This is a genomic window from Pseudomonas sp. C 49-2 (assembly GCF_003970195.1).
Taxonomy (GTDB): Bacteria; Pseudomonadota; Gammaproteobacteria; order Pseudomonadales; family Pseudomonadaceae; genus Aquipseudomonas; species Aquipseudomonas canadensis.
Window position 1 is genome coordinate 291114 of the sequence record NZ_RXYG01000003.1, and the last position, 24478, is coordinate 315591.

Sequence of the window (24478 nt, forward strand, 5' to 3'; positions counted from 1 at the left end):
TTGAAGCGCCCCAATAATAACGACGACCCCAGGTCGTCAGCCCGCCATCGGTGTGGAAATAAAAACAATGAATCAGCCTTCTGTCGGTTCCACGTTGGACGTCCAGTCCTTCATTAACGCCCAGCCACTGTCACGTTATCAGTGGCGCGTGGTGATCCTGTGCTTCCTGATCGTTTTCCTCGATGGCCTCGACACTGCCGCCATGGGTTTCATCGCACCGGCGCTGTCCCAGGACTGGGGCATCGACCGCGCCAGCCTCGGCCCGGTGATGAGCGCTGCGTTGATCGGCATGGTGTTTGGCGCCTTGGGTTCCGGCCCGTTGGCCGACCGCTTCGGCCGTAAAGTGGTGCTGGTGGGCGCAGTGCTGGTGTTTGGCGCGTTCAGCCTGGCGTCCGCCTACAGCAGCAACGTCGATCAATTGCTGGTGCTGCGTTTTCTCACGGGATTGGGCCTGGGCGCCGGCATGCCGAACGCCACGACGCTGCTGTCCGAATACACACCGGAACGCCACAAGTCATTGCTGGTGACCAGCATGTTTTGCGGCTTCAACCTGGGCATGGCGGGTGGCGGGTTTATCTCGGCCAAGTTGATCCCGGCGTTCGGCTGGCATGCCTTGTTGCTGATCGGCGGCATCCTGCCATTGATTCTGGTAGTGGTGCTGATGCTGTGGCTGCCGGAGTCGGCACGCTACCTGGTGGTGCGTAACCGGGGCACCGACAAGGTGCGCAAAACCCTCTCGCCCATCGAACCCAGCATCGTCGCCCAAGCCACCCATTTCAGCGTGCCCGAGCAAAAAACCGTCAAGGCGCGCAACGTGTTTGCGGTGATCTTCTCCGGCACCTACAGCGCCGGCACGTTGCTGCTCTGGCTCACCTACTTCATGGGCCTGGTGATCGTCTACCTGCTCACCAGTTGGTTGCCGACCCTGATGCGTGACAGCGGCGCCAGCCTGGAACAGGCCGCGTTTATCGGTGCGTTGTTCCAGTTTGGTGGTGTGTTGAGCGCGGTGGGCGTGGGCTGGGCGATGGACCGGTTCAATCCGCACAAGGTCATCGGCATCTTCTACCTGCTGGCCGGGGTGTTTGCCTACGCGGTAGGGCAGAGCCTGGGCAATATCACGCTGCTGGCAACCCTGGTGCTGGTTGCCGGGATGTGCGTCAACGGTGCGCAGTCGGCAATGCCGTCTCTGGCCGCACGTTTCTACCCGACCCAAGGTCGCGCCACTGGCGTGTCGTGGATGCTCGGTATTGGCCGCTTCGGTGCGATCCTCGGTGCCTGGATGGGCGCGACCTTGCTGGGCCTGGGCTGGAACTTCGAACAAGTGCTCACCGCCCTGGTGATTCCTGCCGCATTGGCCACGGCCGCTGTCGTTATCAAAGGAATGGTCAGCCACGCCGATGCTACCTGATCATGGCCGCTTTTCCGGTGGGAGCTGGCTTGCCTGCGATGCAGGCGACTCGGTATGCAAGTGACACTGCGGCGATGCCATCGCAGGCAAGCCAGCTCCCACATTGACCGCATTCCTCCAGATTATTAGCCAGGCAACAATTCGTTCGATAATCGAACGCTGAGTCGATTATCGGATTGTTTGGCCCATTTCCCCGGCTTAATCTTCAAGCACTTCGGCGCCACCTCAGCGCCTTTTTCGATCCATACCGGGAGCCCGAACCCCATGGCTGAAATCCTCGCGCTGCGTGACGCGGTGAAGCAATTTGTGAACGACGGCGACACCGTCGCGCTGGAAGGCTTCACCCATCTGATCCCTACGGCAGCGGGTCATGAAATCATTCGTCAGGGCAAGAAAGACCTGACGCTGGTGCGCATGACACCTGACCTGATCTACGACCAGTTGATCGGTGCCGGTTGCGCCCGCAAGCTGATTTTCTCCTGGGGCGGCAACCCGGGTGTGGGCTCCTTGCATCGCCTGCGCGACGCGGTCGAGAAGCAATGGCCGCAACCGCTGGAAATCGAAGAACACAGCCACGCCGACCTGGCCAATGCCTACGTCGCCGGTGCCTCGGGCCTGCCGTTCGCAGTATTGCGTGCCTACGCTGGTTCCGACTTGCCTAAGGTCAACCCGCTGATCAAGACCGTGACCTGCCCATTCACTGGCGAAGTGTTGGCGGCGGTGCCGTCGGTGCGTCCGGACGTCACCGTGATCCATGCGCAAAAGGCTGATCGCAAGGGCAACGTGTTGTTGTGGGGCATCCTCGGTGTGCAGAAAGAGGCGGCTCTGGCGGCCAAGCGTTGCATCGTCACCGTCGAAGAAATCGTCGATGACCTGAATGCGCCGATGAACAGTTGCGTACTGCCGACCTGGGCGCTGACGGCGGTGTGTCATGTGCCGGGTGGCGCGCACCCGTCCTACGCCCACGGCTACAACGAGCGTGATAACCGCTTCTACCAGGCGTGGGACCCGATCGCCCGCGACCGTGGGACCTTTACTGCCTGGATCGATGAATACATCCACGGCACCGCCGATTTCACCGAATTCCAGGCCAGACTGGCCACCGCGCAGGAGGCCAAGTAATGGCTTACTCGACCAATGAAATGATGACCGTCGCCGCCGCGCGCCGCCTCAAGAATGGCTCCGTGTGCTTCGTCGGCATCGGCCTGCCGTCGAAGGCGGCCAACCTGGCGCGCCTGACCTCGTCGCCGGATGTGGTGCTGATCTACGAGTCCGGTCCGATTGGCGCCAAACCGTCGGTACTGCCGCTGTCCATCGGTGATGGCGAACTGGCGGAAACCGCCGACACCGTCGTACCGACCGGTGAGATCTTTCGCTATTGGCTGCAAGGCGGACGCATCGATGTGGGCTTTCTCGGCGCAGCCCAGGTCGACCGTTTCGGCAACATCAACACCACCGTGGTCGGTGACTATCACCAGCCTAAAGTGCGCCTGCCGGGTGCCGGTGGCGCGCCGGAAATTGCTGGTTCGGCCAAGAGCGTGCTGATCATCCTTAAACAGTCGGCGCGTTCGTTTGTCGACAAGCTCGACTTCATCACCTCGGTCGGCCATGGCGAAGGAGGTGACTCGCGTAAACGCCTGGGCCTGCCGGGCGCCGGTCCTGTAGGGATTATTACTGACCTGTGCATCATGGAGCCGGAAGAGGGCACCCATGAATTTGTGGTCACTGCGCTGCACCCTGGGGTGACCCGTGAGCAAGTGGTGGCCGCCACCGGTTGGGCGATCCGTTTTGCCGACCAGGTCGACACCACCGCCGAACCGACTGATGTGGAGCTGACCGCCCTGCGTGACCTTGAAGCACGTACCGCGGCCGCCCATGGCCAAGCGCCTGGAGAAGCCTGATGCGCGATGTATTTATCTGTGATGCCATCCGTACCCCCATCGGCCGTTTCGGCGGTGGCTTGTCCACCGTGCGTGCCGATGACCTGGCAGCGCTGCCGATCAAGGCGTTGATCGAGCGCAACCCTTCGGTGGATTGGACTGCCGTCGATGAAGTGTTCCTCGGCTGCGCCAACCAGGCCGGTGAAGACAACCGCAACGTGGCGCGCATGGCGCTGTTGCTGGCGGGCCTGCCGGAGAGCATTCCGGGTGTGACCCTCAACCGTTTGTGCGCCTCGGGCATGGACGCGATCGGCACCGCCTTCCGCGCGATTGCCAGCGGTGAAATGGAGCTGGCGATTGCCGGTGGCGTCGAGTCGATGTCCCGCGCGCCGTTCGTGATGGGCAAGGCGGACGCGGCGTTCTCGCGCAACATGAAGCTGGAAGACACCACCATCGGCTGGCGCTTTATCAACCCGTTGATGAAGGCCCAGTACGGCGTGGATGCAATGCCGCAGACGGCCGACAATGTGGCCGACGACTACAAGGTGTCCCGCGCCGACCAAGACGCTTTTGCCCTGCGCAGCCAGCAACGTACCGCTGCGGCCAAGGCCGCCGGCTTTTTCGCCGAAGAGATCGTGCCGGTGCGGGTTGCGCATAAAAAAGGCGAAACTGTGGTGGAGCACGACGAGCATCCACGCGACACCACCCTGGAAGCCCTGGCCAAGCTCAAGCCGGTCAACGGCCCGGACAAAACCGTCACCGCTGGCAACGCCTCGGGCGTGAACGACGGTGCGGCGGCGCTGATCCTGGCCTCCGCCGAAGCGGTCAAGAAACATGGCCTGACCGCCCGCGCCCGCGTGTTGGGCATGGCCAGCGCTGGTGTCGCGCCGCGTGTGATGGGCATTGGCCCGGTGCCGGCCGTGCGCAAGCTGGTCGAGCGTCTTGGCCTGGCCGTGACCGATTTCGATGTGATCGAACTCAACGAGGCCTTCGCCAGCCAAGGCCTGGCCGTACTGCGTGAACTGGGCATTGCCGACGACGCGCCGCAGGTCAACCCGAACGGCGGCGCCATCGCCCTCGGCCACCCGCTGGGCATGAGCGGCGCGCGGCTGGTGCTGACGGCCCTGCACCAACTCGAAAAAACCGGCGGCAGCAAAGGCCTGGCGACCATGTGCGTGGGCGTCGGCCAAGGCTTGGCCCTGGCGATTGAACGCATCTAATAAGAGAGGACTGCACCATGAGTGACAAGCCTGGATACCGGCGCCCGCAAGCGGGCACTCAACCTGATTACCTGCACCCGGCCTACCAGTCGACGAACCTGCGTTCGCCGTCCCAGCCGTTGGTGTTCCTGCCCCACTCCTTGTCGGAAATCACCGGTCCGACCATCGGCGCCGAGCATGTCAACGAGAAGGACAATGACCTCACGGCCCAGCATGAAGGCGAGCCCCAGGGCGAACGCATCATCATTCATGGTCGCGTGCTCGACGAAAACGGCCTGCCGGTGCCGGGCATTCTGGTGGAAATCTGGCAGGCCAACGCCGCCGGTCGCTACAACCACAAGCGCGACCTGCACGATGCGCCACTGGACCCGAACTTCACCGGTACCGGCCGCACCGTCACCGACGCCGATGGCTGGTACCAGTTCCAGACCATCAAGCCCGGTGCCTATCCGTGGGGCAACCACCACAACGCGTGGCGCCCGGCGCATATCCACTTTTCGCTGTTCGGCCCGAGCGTGCTGACGCGGCTGGTCACGCAGATGTACTTCCCCGGCGACCCGCTGCTGGAATACGACCCGATCTACAACTGCGTGCCGGACACTTCGGCCAAGCGACGTTTGATCGCCAGCTTCGACCTGGAAAAAACCATTCCTTCCTATGCCCTCGGCTACCGCTGGGACATCGTCCTGCGCGGCCGCGACGCCACGCCGATGGAGAAATGAGATGACACTCAACGCGACCACGTCCCACACCGTCGGGCCGTATTACCACATCGGCCTGACCTGGCTGAACCGCGAAGACCTCACCGTGGCCGCCACCCTTGGCGAGCGTGTGGCGATCAGCGGGCAGGTGGTGGACGGCAATGGCGATGTCGTCAACGACGCCATGCTCGAAGTCTGGCAGGCCAATGCCGCCGGCAAATATGACCATCCGGAAGATGAGCAGGACAAAGCCGTCGACCCGAACTTCGAAGGTTTCGGCCGGGTGCCGGTGGATGCCGAAGGGCGGTTTCGCTTTACCACCATCAAGCCGGGTGCGGTTCCTGGCCTGAAAGGCACGACCCAAGCACCGCATTTGGTGGTGCTGGTGTTTGCCCGTGGGTTGGTGAAGCACTTGCTCACGCGGATCTATTTCGAGGGCGAGGCGTTGAATGGGGATGATCCGTTGCTGGCGTGTGTGCCCTCGGAGCGTCGTGGCACCTTGATCGCCCAACAGGATGCGGCGGGGGTGTATCAGTGGAATGTGATTTTGCAGGGGACAGATAAGGAAACGGTGTTCTTCGATTATTGAGTGGTTTTTTAGGGCCCCATCGGGGGCAAGCCCCCTCCCACATGTTGACCGCACCGCCTATCAAATGTGGGAGGGGACTTGCCCCCGATGAGGCCGGTTCAGGCACCACCTACCCAAAAGTTTTCTTGCGGAACATGGTTGTTGCAAAGTATGTCTAGGCTACACACGTTCCCACTGAGTGAAAAAACATGACAACAACAACGAGTCACTACACCGGAGAAGAACGCAGCAAACGGATTTTTGCGATCGTCGGGGCGTCCTCCGGCAACCTCGTCGAATGGTTCGACTTCTACGTCTATGCCTTCTGCGCCATTTACTTTGCCCCGGCGTTCTTCCCGTCGGACGACCCTACGGTCCAACTGCTCAACACCGCCGGTGTGTTCGCCGCGGGCTTCCTGATGCGCCCTATCGGCGGCTGGCTGTTTGGCCGGGTCGCCGACAAGCACGGGCGCAAGAATTCGATGATGATCTCGGTGCTGATGATGTGCGCCGGTTCCCTGGTCATCGCCTTCCTGCCCACCTACAAAGACATCGGCGCCTGGGCCCCGGCGTTGCTGTTGGTGGCGCGCCTGTTCCAGGGCTTGTCGGTGGGTGGCGAATACGGCACCACCGCGACCTACATGAGTGAAGTCGCGCTCAAGGGCCAGCGCGGTTTCTTCGCGTCGTTCCAGTACGTGACGCTGATCGGCGGGCAACTGCTGGCGGTGCTGGTGGTGGTGATCCTGCAACAGATCCTCACCGAAGAAGAATTGCGCGCCTGGGGCTGGCGGATTCCGTTCGTGATCGGCGCCATTGCGGCGGTGATCTCCCTGTTGCTGCGTCGCACCCTCAAGGAAACCACCAGCAAGGAAATGCGCCAGGACAAGGACGCCGGTAGCGTGGCCGCGTTGTTCCGCAACCATAAGGCGGCGTTTATCACCGTGCTCGGCTACACCGCCGGCGGCTCGCTGATTTTCTACACCTTTACCACTTACATGCAGAAATACCTGGTGAACACGGCCGGGATGCACGCCAAGACTGCCAGCTACATCATGACCGGCGCGCTGTTCGTGTACATGTGCATGCAGCCGCTGTTCGGCATGCTCTCGGACAAGATCGGCCGTCGTAACTCTATGCTTTGGTTCGGCGCCCTTGGCACGCTGTGCACCGTGCCGATCCTGCTGACCCTGAAAACCGTGACCAACCCGTTCCTGGCCTTTGTGCTGATTTCCCTGGCCTTGGCCATTGTCAGCTTCTACACCTCGATCAGTGGCCTGGTGAAGGCGGAAATGTTCCCGCCTCACGTGCGTGCCCTGGGTGTCGGCCTGGCCTATGCAGTGGCCAACGCGATCTTCGGTGGTTCGGCGGAATACGTGGCCCTGGGCCTCAAATCCATGGGCATGGAAAACACCTTCTACTGGTACGTCACCGGCATGATGGCGGTGGCCTTCCTGTTCAGCTTGCGCCTGCCGAAACAGGCAGAGTACTTGCACCACGATCTATAAGGGACGCGTTATGACGCTGCGCACGAGCAATCAACTGTTCGACGCTTACTTCACGGCGGGCAGCATGGCCGAGGTGTTCTGCGATCAGGGACGCTTGCAGGGCATGCTGGATTTTGAAGCGGGCTTGGCCCGGGCCCAGGCCCAGGTCGGCTTGATTCCCCAGGCCGCCGTCGCACCGATTGCCCAGGCCTGCCTGGCGTCGTTGTACGACGTGGATGCCCTCGGCGTGGCGATTGCCACGGCGGGGAATTCGGCGATTCCGCTGGTGAAGGCGCTGGGCAAGTTGATTGCCAGTGAAGATGCCGGGGCCGAGCGCTACGTGCATCTGGGCGCGACCAGCCAGGATGTGATGGACACCGGCCTGGTGCTGCAACTGCAGCGGGCGGTGGGGTTGATCGAGGCGGATTTGGTGCGTCTGGGCGACATTCTTGCCGCCCAGGCCCAGCGCTATGCCGGCGTGCCATTGGCCGGGCGTACCTGGTTGCAGCATGCGACGCCGGTCACCCTGGGAATGAAAATCGCCGGTTGGCTGGGCGCTGTCACCCGTAATCGCCAGCGTCTGGCGCAGTTGAAACCGCGTTTGCTGGTACTGCAATTCGGTGGTGCATCCGGAACCATGGCAGCGCTTGGCGAACAGGCCATGCCGGTGGCCGAAGCGCTGGCGGCTGAGTTGCAACTGACCTTGCCCGAACAACCCTGGCATACCCAACGGGATCGCTTGGTGGAGTTCGCCAGCATGCTCGGCCTGATCGCCGGCAGCCTGGGCAAGCTGGGCCGTGATATCAGCTTGTTGATGCAGACCGAGGCGGCCGAGGTGTTCGAGCCGTCCGCACCAGGCAAGGGTGGTTCGTCCACCATGCCGCACAAGCGCAACCCGGTGGGCGCGGCGGTGCTGATCAGCGCCGCTACCCGCGTGCCGGGCCTGGTCTCGACGATGTTCAGCGCCATGCCCCAGGAGCACGAACGCAGCCTGGGCCTGTGGCATGCCGAATGGGAAACCCTGCCGGAAATCTGCCGCTTGGTGTCCGGGGCGTTGCAACAGGCGTTGCTGGTGAGCGAAGGCTTGGAAGTCGACCCGCAGCGCATGGCACAAAACCTCGACCTGACCCAAGGCCTGGTATTGGCCGAAGCCGTCAGCATCGTGCTTGCCCAGCGCCTGGGCCGCGAAACCGCGCACCATCTGCTGGAGCAATGCTGCAAGCGTGCCGTTGCAGAGGGGCGTCACCTGCGGGCGGTACTGGCGGATGAGCCACAGGTCACCGCCGAGTTGTCTGCAACTGAATTGGACCGTTTGCTTGATCCCGCCCACTACCTGGGCCAGGCCCACACCTGGGTCACCCGCGCCGTAGCCGAACACTTTGCTTGAGGAGACCATCGTGGCATTTGTACAACTCGCCGAGGGCGAACTGCATTACCAATTGGACGGGCCTGAGGGTGCGCCCGTGCTGGTGCTCTCCAACTCGTTGGGCACCGACCTGCACATGTGGGACATCCAGATCCCGGTCTTCACCCAACATTTTCGCGTGCTGCGTTTCGATACCCGTGGCCATGGCAAGTCCCTGGTGACTCCAGGCCCCTACAGCATCGAGCAACTCGGTCAGGATGTGATCGCGCTGCTGGATGCTCTGGATATCCAACGCGCGCATTTCTGTGGGCTGTCCATGGGCGGCTTGATCGGCCAATGGCTGGGCATCCATGCTGGCCAGCGTCTGCAGCGCCTGGTGGTGTGCAACACCGCCGCCAAGATCGGCGCGCCCGAGGTGTGGAACCCGCGCATTGAAATGGTGCTGCGTGATGGGGCGGCGGCGATGGTGGCGCTGCGCGATGCATCGATTGCACGCTGGTTCACCGCAGACTTTGCGGCGGCCAACCCGCACCAGGCCAAGCAGATTACCGACATGCTGGCGGTCACTTCACCCGAAGGTTATGCCGCCAACTGTGCGGCGGTGCGTGATGCGGATTTCCGTGAGCAACTGGCTTCAATCAAAGTCCCGACCCTGGTCATTGCCGGCACTGAAGATGCCGTCACACCGCCGGCCGGCGGTCACTTTATCCAAAACCATGTGCAGGGTGCCGAGTACGCCGAGTTCTATGCGGCGCACCTGTCCAATGTGCAGGCCGGTGCGGCGTTCAGCGACCGCGTGCTGGAGTTTCTGCTGGTGCATTAAACCTGCGGCGAGGGAGCTTGTTGTGGTGAGCGGGCTTGCCCCGCGCTGGGGCGTGAAGCGTCCCCAATGAAGGCGACGCACTTTTTCAGATGAGCGTGGAGTTGTCAGGTTTTAGGGCTGCTCCGCAGCCCCGCGCGGGACAAGCCCGCTCACCACAAGTAATCGATTTGAATACGGAGAATTTGTCGTGGACGAGAAACAACGTTATGCCGAAGGCCTGCAAGTGCGCCGTGAAGTGCTGGGCGATGCCCATGTCGATCGCAGCCTCAATGCCCTGACCGAATTCAACAGTGAATTCCAGGAAATGATCACCCGGCACGCCTGGGGTGACATCTGGACCCGTCCCGGCTTGCCCCGACACACCCGCAGCCTGATCACCATTGCCATGCTGATCGGCATGAACCGCAGCGAAGAACTCAAGCTGCACCTGCGCGCCGCCGCCAGCAATGGCGTGACCCGTGCCGAGATCAAGGAAGTGCTGATGCAGAGCGCGATCTACTGTGGGATCCCGGCGGCGAATGCGACGTTCCACTTGGCGGAGTCGGTGTGGGATGAGTTGGGGGTTGAGTCGCGGGAATAGGGGTCAGTGGGAGTCGGCGTCCCACACCCAATTCCAAACGCCTGGCAGATGCACCTCTTCACTCACCTCCTTGACCGTACGCGCCAGCGCCGCGCGCTGTAGCTGGGCGGTGTCGGTGTAGAAGGGCTCGGCGGCAGTCTTCATGCCGTTGATCCGGGCGCTGTCCAGCAGGATCTGCAAGTACTCCTGCATATGCCGCGCGGTGTAGCGGTTGATGTCGTGGAAGGTCACCACCACCGGTATCACCCCGTCCACCGTCGGCAACTCACCCAACGCAATGCGCTCGCGCACCACCGACAGTTGCCGGTATAAATTGGCTCGGCGGCGCGGGCTGCCGTTGAAGCCCCAGATCTTGCCGTCATTGGCGCTCAGGTCCGTCAGCAATACGTGCATGCCATGGCGCTGGTAGGCGGCGAAGGTGCGTCGGTCGTAATTCCAGAACGGCGGGCGCACCAGCACCGGCGGCGCGCCTGTGATCGCTGCAATATCGGCGGCGCCTTGGCTGAGGGTGCTTTCCAGTTCGGCATCGCTCAGCCAGCGGTGGTTGGTGTGAAACCCCGTGGCCGTGTGGAAGGCCAGGATGTGACCGGCCGCATACTCGCGCTGCATGGTCTTGCGGCCCCTTGCGCTGCCGCCGGAACGGGCTGCTTCGGTCTGCAAGAAGAACACCGCCTTGATCCCCGGCAGCACCGGGTTCTGCGCCAGGTCGTCGATCACCGACCGGCTCGGGTTGTTGTAGCCCGACGCGCTCGGGCCGTCATCGAAGGTCAGCAGGAAGCGGATCGGTGCCTGGGCTTGCAGGCGTTGCTCGGTTTGCGGCGTGAGGGCAATGGGCGCGCCGATGCAGCCGCTGAGGCTCAGGGCCAGGGCTAGCAGGGCGGACGCATAAGCGAAGGATTTCATGGTGTGCGCGGGCTCGAATGAAAGCCGCTGCTGATTCAGCTCAGCAGCGGCAGGCGCGCACCATACAGCAAGGTCAATGATGGTTTACAGCAGGCTTATCGGGTAACTGACGATCAACCGGTTTTCGTCGAACTCATTGTTGCTGTAGTCGCGGCGCATGCTGGAGTTACGCAGGCGCACATTGAGGTTTTTGGCCACACCGCTTTGCACGGTATAGCCCACTTCGGTTTCGCGACCCCATTCCTTGCCGTCGGTGATGGTGCCGGTGTGCACGTTACTGCCACTGATATAGCGGTTCATCAGGGTCAGGCCGGGCACGCCGAGGGCGGCGAAGTTGTAGTCGTGACGTACTTGCCAGGATTTTTCCTGGGCGTTGTCGTAGCTGGCGTTGTAGCTGTCGTTGGCCAGGGTGCCGCCGCTGGTGCCGTTGACGCGCATCCACGCGCTGTTGCCGGTGAGTTTTTGCAGGCCCACATAGAAGGTGTTGCCGCCGTACTTGGCGGAGAACAGGCCGGACCAGGTCTTGTTGTCCAGGTCGCCGGCGCGGGCGCTGCCGTCGTCCTTGCCGTAGAAGAAACCCAGGTTGGCGCCCAGGGTCCAGTCACCGATAGGCTGGCTGTGGATCAGGTTGACGAACTGCTGGCTGTAGATGTCCTTGAGCTGCGCGTTCCACAGGCCGATCTGGGTGCGTTTGTCGTTGAACGCGTATTCGCCGCCCTGAAAGTTGAAACGGTCCGAGGTGAAAGCGGTTTTACCGAACATGGACATGTCAGTCATGCTGCTGTCGTCGCGCGGGCTGTTGGCGCGGAACTGGCCGCCGTAGAGGGTCAGGCCATCGATTTCTTTCGAGGTGATTTGCCCGCCACGCAGGGTTTGCGGGAGGGAGCGGCCGTCGTCCGAGCGCAGGATCGGCAGCACCGGCATCCACTCGCCGACCTTCACTTCCGTCTTGGAAATACGCGCCTTGAACGCCACCCCTAGACGCCCGAATTCATCCGCCGGGCGGCCATCACGGTCTAACGGCAACAGTTGGGTGCCCCCGGTGCCGCGTCCGCCATCCAGTTTCAACGAATACAACCCCAGCACATCCACGCCAAACCCCACCGTGCCCTGAGTAAAGCCAGACTTGGCGTCGAGGATGAAACTCTGCGTCCACTCCTGCGCGCCGCCCTGGGCCTTGGTGGGGTTGGTGTAGTTGCGGTTGAAGAAGAAGTTGCGCAGGTTGAGGTTGGCGCTGGCGTCTTCGAGAAAGCCGTGTTCTTCAGCGACGACGGGCAGGGCGAGACTGGCGACAGCGGTTGCCAGCAAGAGCCGGCGCGGGTGGAAAGTGCTCATGGTGTTTGACCTGTTGTTATTGGGTTTATGCAGGTGGCGGCCATGGTGCGGGGCGGTATGGGGGCGATGAAAGTGGGGGAGAGCGGGTTGTGGGCGATGATCGAACGCAAGTTGGCCAACCCCTGAAAACAAAAAGCCCACCAAGAGGTGGGCTTTGTTGACGTAGGTGCTATCAGAACAACTTCAGCGCCGGTGCTTCTTCTTTCAACGGCTCATTCTTCGCGGTCTGCTCATTCCAGCCGCCGCCGAGGGCCTTGTACAGGTTGACCTCGCTGGTCAGCTGCGCCAGGCGGTCGGTGATCAGCGATTGCTGGGCACTGAACAGTTGGCGCTGGGCATCGAGGAACGTCAGGTTGCTGTCGACACCAATGCGGTAGCGACGCTCGGCCAGGCGGTAGTAATCCTGGTTGGCCGCGACGAAGCCACGCTGGGCATCCAGTTGCTGCTTGTAGGTCTCACGTGCGGCGAGGCCGTCGGAGACTTCCTGGAAGCCGGTCTGAATCGCCTTCTCGTAGTTCGCCACGTTGATCTCTTTCTGGATCTTCGAGTAGTCCAGGCTGGCGCGCAGGCTGCCGGCGTTGAAGATCGGGATGTTGATCTGCGGGGCGAACGACCAGGTGCCCGAGCCGCCCTTGAACAAGCCGCCCAGGTTTGGGCTCGCGGTGCCGGCACTGGCAGTCAGGGTGATGCTCGGGAAGAACGCAGCACGGGCCGCGCCGATATTGGCGTTGGCGGCCTTGAGGTTGTACTCGGCCTGGACGATATCGGGGCGACGTTGCAACAGGTCGGACGGCAAGCCGGCCGGCACTTCGCTGAGCAGGTCATCCGACAGCGGCTTGCTGGCGATATTCGCCGGCAGGCCGGTACCCAGCAGCAGGGTCAGGCTGTTTTCGTCCTGGGCCACCTGGCGGGTATAACGCGCCAGGGCAACCCGGGCGTTTTCCACCGAGGTGCGCGACTGGCTCAGGTCGAGGGCCGAGGCCACGCCAACTTCGTTGCTGCGCGAGGTGAGCTTGAAGCTCTGCTCGTAGGCATCCAGGGTGTCCTGGGTGAGCTTGAGCAGTTCCTTGTCGGCCTGCCAGGTCAGGTAGGCATTGGCCACACTGGCCACCAGACTGATCTGGGTACTGCGCCGCGCTTCTTCAGTGGCGAAGTACTTTTGCAGGGCTTCTTCACTCAGGCTGCGTACGCGACCGAACAGGTCCAGCTCATAGGAGCTGATCCCGAGACCGGCCGAGTATTGGCTGCTGATGGTCGATTCGCCGGTCTGCGACAGGCGGGCCGGCGTACGCGAACGGCTGCCGCTGCCCGTGGCCGACACGGCCGGGAACAGGTCGGCGCGCTGGATCTGGTACTGCGCGGCATAGGCGTCGATGTTCAGGGCCGCGACACGCAGGTCGCGGTTGTTCACCAGCGCGGTCTGGATCAGCTGTTGCAGGGCAGGGTCATGGAAAAACTGCTTCCAGCCCTGCTCGGCAGCGGCCTGGCTCGGCGCCTGGGCCGACGAATACGCCGGCCCCTGCGGGAACTGTGCGGCCACCGGCGCTTCGGGGCGCTGATAGTCAGGTATCAGCGAGCAGCCACTGAGCACGAATGCCGTGACGGCTAGGGAAAGTAGCGACTTGCTCATTGGCCAGCCTCTTTAGGGGTTTCAGTTGTGTCAGTCTTTTTACGTTCGCCAGCGGCGGATACGGTTGCGAAGAACAAAGGCACCCAGAAGATCGCCAGCACAGTGGCCGTGATCATACCGCCGATTACACCGGTACCGATGGCGTGCTGGCTACCTGAGCCAGCGCCCGAGGAGATCGCCAGCGGCAGTACGCCGAGGATGAATGCCATGGAGGTCATGATGATCGGACGCAGACGCATGCGGGACGCCTCGATGGCCGCCTCGACAATGCCTTTGCCCTGTTCGTGGAGCTCTTTGGCGAACTCCACGATCAGGATGGCGTTCTTCGCCGCCAAGCCCACCGTCACCAACAGACCCACCTGGAAGAACACGTCGTTGGACAGCCCGCGCATGCTGGTAGCGATCAACGCACCCACCACGCCCAGCGGCACAACGAGTACCACCGCAATCGGGATCGACCAGCTTTCGTACAGGGCCGCGAGGCACAGGAACACCACCAGCAGCGACAGGGCGTACAGCGCAGGTGCCTGGGAGCCGGACAGACGTTCTTCGTACGACAGGCCCGTCCAGGCGTAACCCACGCCTGCCGGCAATTGCTTGGCGATACGCTCGACTTCGGCCATGGCGTCACCGGTACTGTAGCCCGGTGCCGGGGTACCGAGGATTTCCATCGCCGCTACACCGTTATACCGCGACAGCTTCGGCGAACCGTAGATCCACTTGCCCGAGGAAATGGCCGACATCGGCACCATCTTCCCGGAGTCGCTGCGCACGTACCATTTGTCCAGGTCTTCCGGTGACATCCGGCTAGCGGCCTCACCCTGCACGTACACCTTCTTCACCCGACCACGGTCGATGAAGTCGTTGACGTAGCTGCCACCCAAGGCGATCGCCAGGGTCTGGTTGATGCTCGACAGCGTAATGCCCTGGGCGCTGGCCTTCTCGTCGTCGACGGTGAGTTCGTACTGCGGCTCGTCGTTCACGCCGTTGGGACGTACACCTGCGAGGATCTTGCTTTGTGCAGCCATCCCCAGGAACTGGTTACGCGCTTCCATCAGTTTTTCATGGCCGACACCGCCCTGGTCTTGCAGGAACACGTCGAAACCAGTGGCGTTACCCAACTCCAGAACCGAAGGCGGCACGATGGCAAATACCATAGCGTCCTTGAAGGCCCCGAAGAAGTAACCCTGGGCACGCTTAGCCACTTCGAATACCGACTGGGAAGCGTCACGCTCATCCCATGGCTTGAGCATCACGAACGCCAAGCCCGAACTCTGGCCGCGGCCAGCGAAGTTGAAGCCGTTTACGGTAAACACCGATTTCACGGCCTTGCCTTCGCCTGGCTCGCCTTCCTTGTCGTTGAGCAAGAAAGCGCGCATGTCGTCGACGACTTTTTGCGTACGTTCAGCCGAAGAACCGACCGGGGTTTGGACCTGTGCAAAGATCACACCCTGGTCTTCTTCCGGCAGGAACGCGCTAGGAATGCGTGTGAACAGCCAGATCATGCCGAGGACGATGACCAGGTACACAAAAAACGCTGGGAATTTGTGCTTGATCATGTTGCCGACGCCGCGCTCGTAGCTCAGTACGCCACGGTCGAAGGTGCGGTTGAACCAGCCGAAGAAACCCCGCTTGGGTTGGCCGTGTTTCTCTGGGTCGATCGGCTTGAGCATGGTGGCGCACAAGGCCGGGGTGAAGATCAGGGCAACCAGTACCGACAACGCCATGGCCGAAACGATGGTGATGGAGAACTGTTTGTAGATCACACCGGTGGAGCCGCCGAAGAACGCCATCGGCAACAGTACCGCCGACAGTACCAAGGCAATACCCACCAGGGCGCCCTGGATCTGGCCCATGGACTTGACCGTCGCTTCTTTAGGCGACAAGTGTTCCTCGGCCATCACCCGCTCGACGTTTTCCACCACCACGATGGCATCGTCCACCAGCAAGCCGATGGCCAGGATCATGCCGAACATGGTCAGGGTGTTGATGGTGAAGCCGAACGCCGCCAGGATCCCGAAGGTACCCAGCAATACCACCGGCACCGTCATGGTGGTGATGATGGTGGCGCGGAAGTTCTGCAAGAACAGGAACATCACCAGGAACACCAGCACGATCGCTTCGACCAAGGTGTGCACCACACCGGAGATCGATTCGGTCACCACAGGCGTGGTGTCATACGGCACCACCGCCTTCATGCCCGGCGGGAAGAACGGTTCCAGGGACGCCACGGTGGCACGGATGGCCTTGGCGGTGTCCAGGGCGTTGGCGCCCGACGCGAGCTTGATCGCCATACCGGAAGCCGGCTTGCCGTTGAACTGTGCACTGATGCTGTAGTTCTGGCCGCCGAGTTCGATACGCGCGACGTCACGCAGGCGAACCTGCGAGCCGTCGGTGTTCACCTTCATCAGGATCTTGCCGAACTCTTCGGCGGTCTGCAGGCGGGTCTTGCCGATGATGGTCGCGTTCAGCTGGGTGCCGGGCAGGGCAGGCAGGCCGCCCAATTGACCGGTGGCCACCTGGACGTTCTGGGCCGAGATGGCGGTGCTGACGTCGACCGGGGTCAACTGGTAGTTGTTCAGCTTGGCCGGATCAAGCCAGATACGCATGGCGTACTGTGAACCGAACACCTGGAAGTCACCCACACCCGCAGTCCGCGAGATCGGATCCTGGATGTTGGACACGATGTAGTTGGACAAGTCGTCCTTGTTCATGCTGCCGTCTTCCGACACCAGCCCAATTACCATCAGGAAGTTCTTCACCGACTTGGTCACGCGGATACCCTGCTGCTGCACTTCTTGCGGCAGCAGTGGGGTCGCCAGGTTCAGCTTGTTCTGCACCTGAACCTGGGCGATGTCCGGGTTGGTACCCTGGTTGAACGTCGCGGTGATGGTCATGCTGCCGTCGGAGTTACTGTCCGAGGCCACATAACGCAGGTTGTCGATACCGTTGAGCTGTTGCTCGATGACCTGCACCACGGTGTCCTGCACGGTTTGTGCGGACGCGCCTGGGTAGGTCACCTGGATGTCGATGGCGGTTGGCGCGATGGCCGGGTATTGGTTGATGGGCAACTTCAGGATCGACAGTGCCCCGACCAGCATGATCACCAGGGCAATTACCCAGGCGAAAATGGGACGGTCGATAAAAAATTTCGACATGGGTTACTCCCCCTGGCCAGCAGCGGCAGCAGGAGCTGGAGCAGAACCGGCAGGCTTGGCGTTGTCGGCGTCCTTGACCTTGACTTCGATGCCCGGCTTGATGAATTGCAGGCCTTCGGTGATCACGCGGTCACCGGCGTTCAGGCCTTTTTCCACCAGCCAGTAGGCGCCGGCAGTGCGGTTGGCCACCAGTTGACGCTGCTCGACCTTGTTGTCCTTGTTCACCACCATCGCGGTCGGGATACCTTTGATATCGCGGGTCACGCCTTGTTGGGGGGCCAGGATGGCTTTGCTGTTCACGCCGGCTTGCAGTTGGGCGTGTACGAACATGCCCGGCAGCAGCGTGTGGTCAGGGTTGGGGAACACGGCGCGCAGGGTCACGGAACCGGTGGTCTGGTCAACCGACACTTCGGAGAATTCAAGCTTGCCGTCCTGGCCGTAGTCGCTGCCGTCTTCCAGGGTCAGCTTGACCTTGGCGGCGTTGGCGCCGGCTTTTTCCAGTTGGCCGCTTTCCAGGTCACGGCGCAGTTTCAGCATTTCGGCCGAAGACTGCGTGACGTCGACGTAGATCGGGTCCAGTTGCTGGATCACGGCCATGGCATCGGTCTGGCCATTGCTGACCAGCGCGCCTTCGGTCACCGAAGAACGGCCGATACGCCCGGAGATCGGCGCGAATACTTTGGTGTAACGCACGTTGATCTGGGCCGTTTGAACGTTTGCTTCCGCAGTCATGCGGTTGGCGACGGCGGTGTCGTATTCCTGGCGGCTGACGGCTTGTTCATCGACCAACTGCTTGTAGCGGTCGGAGATGGACTTGGTCTGGGTCAGGCTGGCTTGTGCGCTTTTGAGGGTGGCGTCGTACACCGACGGGTCGATCTGGTAGAGCTGTTGCCCTTCCTTCACGTCGCCGCCTTCCTTGAACAGGCGCTTGAGAATGATGCCGTTGACCTGTGGGCGAACTTCCGCGATGCGGTAGGCGGTGGTGCGGCCTGGCAGCTCGGACGTCAGGGTATAGGCTTGCGGTTGAATGGTGACCACGCCGACCTGAGGGGTTTGAGCGGGCGGAGCCGCTTCTTCCTTTTTACATCCGCTGAGCAGCGATGCCAGGGCGACGGCAGTGACCAGAGCGGTAACAGCTGGCTTAAGTTGCATGAAGATCCTCGGGTCAGGCGCGCAGAGTGCGCACAAGAAGTGTGGAAGGGTAAAAAACAAGCACTGACTGGATAAGTAGCTTGCTACGCAATATACTTACGTTCATGGTTGTTTGTAAACTCTTGACAGGCTGCGCGGAATGTTGACAAAGCAACGCCCAAAGCCTCGATTTCATTACGTTCGGCACCCATGACGGTGTCGTCCCACAAATATTCGGATGATCGTTACCGACGGTTAATTCTGCGTTAACGATAGTCTCAAGTGTCCTGATTGAGGTTGTACTGCCATGGTTCGTCGCACCAAAGAGGAAGCTCAGGAAACGCGCAGCCAGATTCTTCAAGCCGCCGAGCAAGCCTTCTATGAGCGCGGCGTCGCGCGGACCACGCTGGCGGACATCGCCGCGCTGGCCGGTGTGACGCGGGGTGCCATCTACTGGCATTTCAGCAATAAATCCGATTTGCTCCAGGCGTTGCTCGACACGCTGCATGAGCCGCTGGACGAGTTGGCCAGGGCGAGTGAAAGCGAGGATGAACTCGACCCGCTGGGCTGCATGCGCAAGCTGTTGATTCATTTGTTTCATCAAGTGGCCCTGGACCCGAAAACCCGGCGCATCAACGAGATCTTGTTCCATAAGTGCGAATTCACCGATGAAATGTGCGATATGCGTCGCCAACGTCAGACCCATAGCCTGGAGTGCAACCTGCGCATCGGCCTGACCTTGCGTAACGCGGTCCATCGCGGGCAACTGCCGGAAAACCTCGATACCACCCGTGGCGCGGTGTGCATCCACGCCTACATCAACGGGCTGATCGGCCAGTGGCTGCTGGTCCCCGACAGCTTCCAACTGCATCAGGAAGCCGAACGCTGGGTGGATGCCGGGCTGGACATGCTGCGCTGGAGCCCCAGCCTGCGCAATTGAGACAAAATGCGTAATTGCATCAGGTTGTGTCAACAGTAAAGCCCAAGGACAGTCAATCGTCCTTCCGCCTGATCGGTGGGGTGACTTTATATACGGGCTGGCGGCGGGTTGATAGGTAGCCGCCTAAGTATTTTGTAGCGATTTTGTTGCAGGGCTGTGAAGGAATGTTACCCAGCGTCCATGAAAAAGCCCCGGTTCCTTCGAACCGGGGCTTTTTCGTTTCAGCTTTTTACATCACAGCGCCAGGGTCGGATAGTCGATGTAACCCACTGGGCCTTTGCTATAGAAAGTATCTGGGCGGGCTTCATTCAACGGCGCGTCAGCTTTCAAGCGCGCTGGCAAATCCGGGTTGGCAATGAACGGCACGCCCCACGCCACGGCATCGGCTTTGCCTTCGGCCAGCCAGGCGTTGGCGCTGTCCTTGGTGAAGCGTTCGTTGGCGATGTACACGCCGCCGAAAGCCTTCTTGAGTTGTGGACCGAGACTGTCGCCGGCTTCTTTCTCACGGGAGCAGATAAACGCGATGCCACGCTTGCCCAGTTCGCTGGCAACGTAGGTAAAGGTTTCCGCCAAGTTGTCATCGCCCATGTCATGGGAGTCGGCGCGCGGTGCCAGGTGCACACCCACGCGGCCAGCGCCCCAGACTTCGATGGCCGCATCGGTCACTTCCAGCAGCAGGCGTGCACGATTTTCCAGGGAGCCGCCGTACTGATCGGTGCGCTTGTTGGTGCTGCTCTGCAGGAACTGGTCGAGCAGGTAACCGTTGGCGCCGTGGATTTCCACGCCCTCGAAACCGGCGGCCTTGGCATTCTCGGCACCGGTGCGGTAGGCGTCGACAATGTCGGCGATTTCAGCGGTTTCCAGGGCGCGTGGCGTCGGGTAGTTGGCCAATGGGCGCACCAGGCTGACGTGGCCTTTAGGCTGGATCGCGCTCGGGGCCACTGGGCTTTCGCCGCTCAGGTACGACTCATGGGAAATACGCCCCACGTGCCACAGTTGCAGGAAGATCTTGCCGCCCGCGCCATGAATCGCCTTGGTGACGTTGGCCCAGCCGCGCACCTGGTCATTGGACCAGATACCTGGGGTGTCCGGGTAACCCACGCCCAGCGGCGTCACGGAGGTGGCTTCGCTGAGGATCAGCCCGGCGGAGGCGCGTTGCACGTAGTACTCGGCCATCAGCGCGTTGGGCACGCGACCGGCGTCGGCACGGCAGCGGGTCAGCGGCGCCATGATGATGCGGTTCGACAGTTCCAGGTCGCCCAGTTTGATCGGATCGAAAATAGTCGTCATGGGGAAAGCACCTTTGTCTTTGAAGTGGATCAGTTAGTCGCGGGGGCCAGGTCGGCAGCGCCGCTCTGACGGAAAGTAATCAGGGTCACCAACAGCGCGAGGATCGCCAGGGCCGCTGCGGCCAAGGGCACGCTGGTCAGGCCGAAACCGTGGGCAATCACACTGCCACCGACCCAGGCGCCGAGGGCATTGCCGATGTTGAACGCGCCGATGTTCAGGGTGGACACCAGGTTCGGTGCGGCCTTGCCGAAGGTCACCACGTTGATCTGCAACGCAGGCACGGCGGCGAACGACGCGGTGGCCCACAGGAACAGGGTGATTTCGGTCGGGATCACGGCGACGCTGGTCCAGGTCAGTGCCGTGGAGACCACCGCCATACTGATGAATACGCCGATCAAAGTGGCCGCCAGGCGCTTGTCCGCCAGCTTGCCGCCGATGATGTTGCCCACAGTGAGGCCCAGGCCGATCAACAGCAGGGTCCAGGTCACGCCTTTGGGCGACACGCCGGTGACATCGCCCAGCAGCGGCGCGACGTAGGTGAAGAGGGTGAACATGGACGCGGCAAACAGCGCGGTCATGCTCAACGACAGCCAGATCCCGGCGCCTTTGAGGACGGCCAGTTCGGCGCGCATGTCGAGTTTCTCTTCGTCACGCTTGGCCGGCAGGAAGCGGATCAGGCCGATCAACGCCACCACACCAATCACCGTCACCGCCCAGAAGGTCGAGCGCCAGCCGGCTTCCTGGCCCAGTGCCGTACCCAGCGGCACGCCGAGCACATTGGCCAGGGTCAGACCGGTGAACATCAAGGCCACGGCCGAAGCCCGTTTGTTGGCCGGCACCAGGTTGGCCGCTACCACTGAACCAATCCCAAAGAATGCACCGTGGCACAGCGCGGTGACCACACGGGCAAACATCAGCACGTTGTAGTCACTGGCCAGGGCGCAGAGCAGGTTGCCGATAATGAAGATGCCCATCAACGCTACCAGCGCCGCCTTGCGTGGCAGTTTGGCGGTGGCCAGTGCCATGAAGGGTGCGCCGATGGCCACGCCCAGGGCATAGCCGGTCACCAGCCAGCCGGCGCCGGGAATCGACACACCCAAGTCCGCCGCCACATCGGGCAACAAGCCCATGATGACGAACTCGGTGGTGCCGATGGCGAAGGCGCTGAGGGCCAGTATGAGTAGCGAGAGGGGCATTAGCGTTTCCTTGTTACAACGCGGCGCTGTCGTGCGCGCTGAGTTCGGTGGTGAGCGCCGCGAGGAAGGCCTGGATGGTGTCCTCGTTGCGTTTGAAAAAGTGCCACTGGCCGGCCTTCTGGCTGCTGATCAACCCGGCGCGTTGCAGGGTGGCTAGGTGGGCCGACACGGTCGACTGGGACAAGCCGCAGCGCTGGTCGATCTGCCCGGCGCAGATGCCGTATTCGTGGTTGTGCAGTTGTTCGGGGAATTGCACTTTCGGGTCTTTCAGCCAGGTGAGGATGTCTCGTCGTACTGGGTGCGCCAGGGCTTTTATTATTTCGTCGAGGTCGATGGACATGGCAGGTGCTCGGTGTCTTGCAGCGTTATATCGCGATGAGGCGAACTTTATATCGGTCTATCCCGATAGACCAATATGATTTTGGTCTGAGCCTAGGCTCAATCGGTATATCGGGTTATAACGATACGTTGAGGGCAGTGGTAGACTGCGCACCATGAATTATCTCGCACATCTGCACCTGGGCGGCCAACTTCCTGCGCAACTGCTGGGCAGCCTCTATGGCGATTTCGTCAAAGGTCGCCTGCAGGGCCAGTTCAGCCCGCAAATCGAATCGGCGATCCAGCTGCATCGTTCCATCGACCGCTTCACCGACAGCCACCCGCTGGTGGGGGAGGCGTTGTCACGCTTCAGCCTGACCCGCAGGCGTTATGCCGGGATCGTCCTCGATGTGTTTTTCGACCACTGCCTGGCGCGGGACTGGGCCTTGTATGCCGACCAGCCCTTGGAGCGGTTTACGTCGCAGGTGTACCGCGTGCTGGCGGCCGAGCCGCAGTTGCCGGGGCGGCTGGCGCAGATTGCGCCGTATATGGCGGCAGATGATTGGTTGGGTTCGTACCGCGAGTTTGCGGTGATGGAGCAGGTGTTGCGGGGGATCTCCCGGCGGTTGACGCAGCCAGAAGAGCTGGGGTTTGCAATGCAGGAGTTGCGCGAGCTGTATGAGCCGTTGAGCGAAGACTTCCGGGTGTTCTACCCCGAACTGCAAAAATTTGCACAAGCTCAACTCACTACTCAGGTCTGAATGTGGGAGCTGGCTTGCCTGCGATTGCAGCCTGCCAGTTGATACATGTATTGCTGACCCACCGCTATCGCAGGCGAGCTAGCTCCCACATTTTGATCGGTGTTCACTTAATTCAAGCGGCGAATGCCGGCCGTGCATCAACCTCTTCTGCTTCCGGCAACGGCCCAAACAACGCCTTCTGCACTGCCTGCTGCGCCTGATACGCCAGTGCCGCACGTTCCTGCCCGGCGCAGGCAATCGGCTTGAGCACATGGATTTCCACATCGCCCTGGTCGTTGGCAAACAAGCGCATCAAGTGCGAGAGCAAATCATCGTCGCCAATAAAAGGCGCCAGCGGGTCGACTTGGCCGTCACGCAGATAACGGATCGCCACCGGTTGCAGCGACACATCCGCATCGATCGCACTGGCCAGCAAGCGCCCGTGGAAGGTGCGCAGGCTGCGCCCGTCGGTGGTGGTGCCTTCCGGGAACATCAGCAACGGATGCTCTTGCTCCAAGTGGCGCGTCATCTGCTTGCGGATCAACTGGCTGTCGCCCGAACCCCGGCGGATAAACAAGCTGCCAGCCTTGGCCGCCAACCAACCTGCCACCGGCCAGGTGCGCACTTCGGCCTTGGACAGGAATGACATCGGCGCCACGGCGCCCAGCAGCGGAATATCGGTCCAGGACACGTGATTGCTCACCCACAGCATCGGCTGCGTCGGCAACTCACCGTGCACCGTCACGCGAAAGGGCAGGGCGCTGGTCAGTCGTGCCATGAAAAACCGCGACCAACGCTGGCGCCGCACCATCGAGTTTGCGATGCCCATGCGCTCGAATACCCCAAACACGCTGGCCATGCTCAAGCCCAGCGCCACCACCACCAGCACGCGGGCAATGCGCCCGTAAACCCGCAGGCGGCTCATCACATTGCAGCCTTGAAGTGGCGCGCGTAACGCGGGCACAGCTCATCGCGCTTGAGCAGGATGAACACGTCGGCCACCTGGAAATCCTCATCCCAGCACGGCTCGCCGCAGATCTTCGCACCCAGGCGCATGTACGCCTTGAGCAATGGCGGCATCTCGGCGATCACGTTGGACGGCAGGTCCAGCGCCGGCAGTGGTTTTTTCGGTTCGGCGCGCAGATGTTCATTGCACAGGTAGCGTTCGCGCAGGCGCTGCATGATTGCGTGGGCCTGGATGCCGCCATCGTGCATCGGGATGCTCGCGCAACCCATCAGGTAGCTGTAGCCGCCCTGGTTGAGCACTTCGGCCAATTCGCCCCACAACACGGCGATGGTGCCGCCGTTGCGGTAGGCCGGGTCGACGCAGGTGCGGCCGATTTCCAGGATCGGGCCTTGCAGATGGAGCAAGCCATGCAGGCTGAATTCTTCTTCACTGTAGAACCGACCCAGGGTGCTGGCAGCCTGGTGGTCCAGCAAACGGGTGGTGGCCACCAGTCGACCGCTGTTCAAGTCTCGCACGCCGATGTGGCTGCAGTGAACATCATAGTCATCCATGTCCAGGCCCAGTTCCGCGCCTTTCAGCTTGGCGTTGAACTCGCCGCTGAACACGTTGAACCGCAGGGCCTGGGCTTCCTGCAACGCCTGCGCGCCAACCAGGCGTTCGGCTTGCAGACGGCGTTCATTGCCGGTGTCGCTGATGCGGGCGATCTGAGTCATGGCGAGTCTCCGAGTGCCGGCCACGATTTCGGCCGGTCGACTTTGTTGTCCAAACTCAGGCTATGTAGGCTCGGTGTCATCTCCATGAAGTTATGGTGACGCTTGGATGACAGCCCTCGCTGTCGCA

Annotated in this window: 22 protein-coding genes; 12 read left to right on the plus strand and 10 right to left on the minus strand. The window is 61.8% G+C overall.

Translation table 11 applies throughout. The annotated features are described in order from the left end of the window. Nucleotides 1-67 precede the first annotated feature (67 nt). The 10 genes from EJ576_RS07640 (at nucleotide 68) to pcaC (ending at nucleotide 10030) form a co-directional block, all read left to right on the plus strand. Nucleotides 68-1408, plus strand: coding sequence for an MFS transporter (locus EJ576_RS07640; RefSeq protein ID WP_095015016.1), 1341 nt, complete (start codon nucleotides 68-70; stop codon nucleotides 1406-1408). 264 nt (nucleotides 1409-1672) lie between these two features. Then, the gene (locus EJ576_RS07645) at nucleotides 1673-2530 is read left to right on the plus strand and encodes a CoA transferase subunit A (RefSeq protein WP_122724753.1); all 858 of its coding nucleotides are present in this window, start codon (nucleotides 1673-1675) and stop codon (nucleotides 2528-2530) included. Then, nucleotides 2530-3309 carry a CoA-transferase subunit beta gene (locus EJ576_RS07650; RefSeq protein ID WP_028619270.1) on the plus strand — a complete coding sequence of 260 codons (780 nt, stop codon included), beginning with the start codon at nucleotides 2530-2532 and terminating at the stop codon, nucleotides 3307-3309. Before EJ576_RS07645 ends, EJ576_RS07650 begins: the two co-directional genes overlap by 1 nt. Further along, complete coding sequence (gene pcaF / locus EJ576_RS07655; RefSeq protein WP_178083529.1) at nucleotides 3306-4508, plus strand: 3-oxoadipyl-CoA thiolase; 1203 nt, start codon at nucleotides 3306-3308, stop codon at nucleotides 4506-4508. Before EJ576_RS07650 ends, pcaF begins: the two co-directional genes overlap by 4 nt. 17 nt (nucleotides 4509-4525) lie before the next feature. Further along, a complete protein-coding gene (gene pcaH, locus EJ576_RS07660; protein WP_126569978.1) occupies nucleotides 4526-5230 on the plus strand; it encodes a protocatechuate 3,4-dioxygenase subunit beta in 705 nt (234 codons plus the stop codon). Nucleotide 5231: 1 nt separating this feature from the next. Next, on the plus strand, nucleotides 5232-5798 hold the full coding sequence (pcaG, locus tag EJ576_RS07665; protein WP_122724759.1) for a protocatechuate 3,4-dioxygenase subunit alpha: 567 nt from the start codon (nucleotides 5232-5234) through the stop codon (nucleotides 5796-5798). A 188-nt stretch (nucleotides 5799-5986) separates the two neighbouring features. Further along, entirely contained in the window at nucleotides 5987-7282 is a 1296-nt protein-coding gene (locus EJ576_RS07670) for an MFS family transporter (RefSeq protein ID WP_016975088.1), read from the plus strand. Nucleotides 7283-7292: 10 nt separating this feature from the next. After that, on the plus strand, nucleotides 7293-8648 hold the full coding sequence (locus EJ576_RS07675) for a 3-carboxy-cis,cis-muconate cycloisomerase (RefSeq protein ID WP_126569979.1): 1356 nt from the start codon (nucleotides 7293-7295) through the stop codon (nucleotides 8646-8648). Between the two features lie 10 nt (nucleotides 8649-8658). Next, the gene (gene pcaD, locus EJ576_RS07680; protein ID WP_126569980.1) at nucleotides 8659-9450 is read left to right on the plus strand and encodes a 3-oxoadipate enol-lactonase; all 792 of its coding nucleotides are present in this window, start codon (nucleotides 8659-8661) and stop codon (nucleotides 9448-9450) included. A gap of 187 nt (nucleotides 9451-9637) precedes the next feature. Further along, entirely contained in the window at nucleotides 9638-10030 is a 393-nt protein-coding gene (gene pcaC / locus EJ576_RS07685) for a 4-carboxymuconolactone decarboxylase (protein WP_028619276.1), read from the plus strand. A 3-nt stretch (nucleotides 10031-10033) separates the two neighbouring features. On the opposite strand, the gene EJ576_RS07690 is transcribed toward pcaC, so the two are convergent. From EJ576_RS07690 to EJ576_RS07710, 5 genes are all read right to left on the minus strand, one after another. Further along, complete coding sequence (locus EJ576_RS07690; RefSeq protein WP_122724765.1) at nucleotides 10034-10933, minus strand: polysaccharide deacetylase family protein; 900 nt, start codon at nucleotides 10931-10933, stop codon at nucleotides 10034-10036. A gap of 84 nt (nucleotides 10934-11017) precedes the next feature. Then, entirely contained in the window at nucleotides 11018-12268 is a 1251-nt protein-coding gene (locus tag EJ576_RS07695) for an OprD family porin (RefSeq protein ID WP_123476461.1), read from the minus strand. Between the two features lie 172 nt (nucleotides 12269-12440). Next, nucleotides 12441-13898: an AdeC/AdeK/OprM family multidrug efflux complex outer membrane factor gene (gene adeC / locus EJ576_RS07700; protein WP_016975095.1), complete on the minus strand. Its 1458-nt coding sequence runs from the start codon at nucleotides 13896-13898 to the stop codon at nucleotides 12441-12443. Next, nucleotides 13895-17056, minus strand: coding sequence for an efflux RND transporter permease subunit (locus tag EJ576_RS07705; protein WP_122724771.1), 3162 nt, complete (start codon nucleotides 17054-17056; stop codon nucleotides 13895-13897). The genes adeC and EJ576_RS07705 overlap by 4 nt, the downstream gene beginning before the upstream one ends. A gap of 3 nt (nucleotides 17057-17059) precedes the next feature. Continuing rightward, the gene (locus EJ576_RS07710; protein ID WP_028619280.1) at nucleotides 17060-18208 is read right to left on the minus strand and encodes an efflux RND transporter periplasmic adaptor subunit; all 1149 of its coding nucleotides are present in this window, start codon (nucleotides 18206-18208) and stop codon (nucleotides 17060-17062) included. A 286-nt stretch (nucleotides 18209-18494) separates the two neighbouring features. Here EJ576_RS07710 and EJ576_RS07715 point away from each other — a divergent pair, with 286 nt between their 5' ends. Continuing rightward, the gene (locus EJ576_RS07715; protein ID WP_010212311.1) at nucleotides 18495-19127 is read left to right on the plus strand and encodes a TetR family transcriptional regulator; all 633 of its coding nucleotides are present in this window, start codon (nucleotides 18495-18497) and stop codon (nucleotides 19125-19127) included. A gap of 234 nt (nucleotides 19128-19361) precedes the next feature. Here EJ576_RS07715 and EJ576_RS07720 read toward each other — a convergent pair whose 3' ends face one another. The 3 genes from EJ576_RS07720 to EJ576_RS07730 are packed head-to-tail and all read right to left on the minus strand — an operon-like array spanning nucleotide 19362 to nucleotide 21953. Then, nucleotides 19362-20417 carry an alkene reductase gene (locus EJ576_RS07720; protein ID WP_126569981.1) on the minus strand — a complete coding sequence of 352 codons (1056 nt, stop codon included), beginning with the start codon at nucleotides 20415-20417 and terminating at the stop codon, nucleotides 19362-19364. Nucleotides 20418-20446: 29 nt separating this feature from the next. Beyond that, a complete protein-coding gene (locus tag EJ576_RS07725; protein WP_126569982.1) occupies nucleotides 20447-21613 on the minus strand; it encodes an MFS transporter in 1167 nt (388 codons plus the stop codon). A gap of 13 nt (nucleotides 21614-21626) precedes the next feature. After that, nucleotides 21627-21953: a helix-turn-helix transcriptional regulator gene (locus EJ576_RS07730; RefSeq protein WP_016975101.1), complete on the minus strand. Its 327-nt coding sequence runs from the start codon at nucleotides 21951-21953 to the stop codon at nucleotides 21627-21629. A 154-nt stretch (nucleotides 21954-22107) separates the two neighbouring features. Here EJ576_RS07730 and EJ576_RS07735 point away from each other — a divergent pair, with 154 nt between their 5' ends. Further along, nucleotides 22108-22692: an ACP phosphodiesterase gene (locus tag EJ576_RS07735; protein ID WP_122724777.1), complete on the plus strand. Its 585-nt coding sequence runs from the start codon at nucleotides 22108-22110 to the stop codon at nucleotides 22690-22692. Nucleotides 22693-22804: 112 nt separating this feature from the next. Here the strand turns inward: EJ576_RS07735 and EJ576_RS07740 are convergent, their stop codons facing one another. Next, nucleotides 22805-23596 (minus strand): lysophospholipid acyltransferase family protein, encoded by a 792-nt coding sequence (locus tag EJ576_RS07740; protein ID WP_122724779.1) that lies wholly within the window; start codon nucleotides 23594-23596, stop codon nucleotides 22805-22807. Next, nucleotides 23596-24351, minus strand: a complete 756-nt coding sequence (olsB, locus tag EJ576_RS07745) for an L-ornithine N(alpha)-acyltransferase (RefSeq protein ID WP_003172415.1) — start codon at nucleotides 24349-24351, stop codon at nucleotides 23596-23598. The genes EJ576_RS07740 and olsB overlap by 1 nt, the downstream gene beginning before the upstream one ends. Nucleotides 24352-24478: the final 127 nt, after the last annotated feature.

What these genes read in the sequence shown, in the direction of transcription:
- EJ576_RS07640 (WP_095015016.1), top strand. Translation starts at nt 68, where the DNA reads ATGAATCAGCCTTCTGTCGGTTCCACGTTGGACGTCCAGTCCTTCATT.
- EJ576_RS07645 (WP_122724753.1), top strand. Translation starts at nt 1,673, where the DNA reads ATGGCTGAAATCCTCGCGCTGCGTGACGCGGTGAAGCAATTTGTGAAC.
- EJ576_RS07650 (WP_028619270.1), top strand. Translation starts at nt 2,530, where the DNA reads ATGGCTTACTCGACCAATGAAATGATGACCGTCGCCGCCGCGCGCCGC.
- pcaH (WP_126569978.1), top strand. Translation starts at nt 4,526, where the DNA reads ATGAGTGACAAGCCTGGATACCGGCGCCCGCAAGCGGGCACTCAACCT.
- pcaG (WP_122724759.1), top strand. Translation starts at nt 5,232, where the DNA reads ATGACACTCAACGCGACCACGTCCCACACCGTCGGGCCGTATTACCAC.
- EJ576_RS07670 (WP_016975088.1), top strand. Translation starts at nt 5,987, where the DNA reads ATGACAACAACAACGAGTCACTACACCGGAGAAGAACGCAGCAAACGG.
- EJ576_RS07675 (WP_126569979.1), top strand. Translation starts at nt 7,293, where the DNA reads ATGACGCTGCGCACGAGCAATCAACTGTTCGACGCTTACTTCACGGCG.
- EJ576_RS07690 (WP_122724765.1), bottom strand. Translation starts at nt 10,933, where the DNA reads ATGAAATCCTTCGCTTATGCGTCCGCCCTGCTAGCCCTGGCCCTGAGC.
- EJ576_RS07695 (WP_123476461.1), bottom strand. Translation starts at nt 12,268, where the DNA reads ATGAGCACTTTCCACCCGCGCCGGCTCTTGCTGGCAACCGCTGTCGCC.
- adeC (WP_016975095.1), bottom strand. Translation starts at nt 13,898, where the DNA reads ATGAGCAAGTCGCTACTTTCCCTAGCCGTCACGGCATTCGTGCTCAGT.
- EJ576_RS07705 (WP_122724771.1), bottom strand. Translation starts at nt 17,056, where the DNA reads ATGTCGAAATTTTTTATCGACCGTCCCATTTTCGCCTGGGTAATTGCC.
- EJ576_RS07710 (WP_028619280.1), bottom strand. Translation starts at nt 18,208, where the DNA reads ATGCAACTTAAGCCAGCTGTTACCGCTCTGGTCACTGCCGTCGCCCTG.
- EJ576_RS07715 (WP_010212311.1), top strand. Translation starts at nt 18,495, where the DNA reads ATGGTTCGTCGCACCAAAGAGGAAGCTCAGGAAACGCGCAGCCAGATT.
- EJ576_RS07720 (WP_126569981.1), bottom strand. Translation starts at nt 20,417, where the DNA reads ATGACGACTATTTTCGATCCGATCAAACTGGGCGACCTGGAACTGTCG.
- EJ576_RS07725 (WP_126569982.1), bottom strand. Translation starts at nt 21,613, where the DNA reads ATGCCCCTCTCGCTACTCATACTGGCCCTCAGCGCCTTCGCCATCGGC.
- EJ576_RS07730 (WP_016975101.1), bottom strand. Translation starts at nt 21,953, where the DNA reads ATGTCCATCGACCTCGACGAAATAATAAAAGCCCTGGCGCACCCAGTA.
- EJ576_RS07735 (WP_122724777.1), top strand. Translation starts at nt 22,108, where the DNA reads ATGAATTATCTCGCACATCTGCACCTGGGCGGCCAACTTCCTGCGCAA.
- EJ576_RS07740 (WP_122724779.1), bottom strand. Translation starts at nt 23,596, where the DNA reads ATGAGCCGCCTGCGGGTTTACGGGCGCATTGCCCGCGTGCTGGTGGTG.
- olsB (WP_003172415.1), bottom strand. Translation starts at nt 24,351, where the DNA reads ATGACTCAGATCGCCCGCATCAGCGACACCGGCAATGAACGCCGTCTG.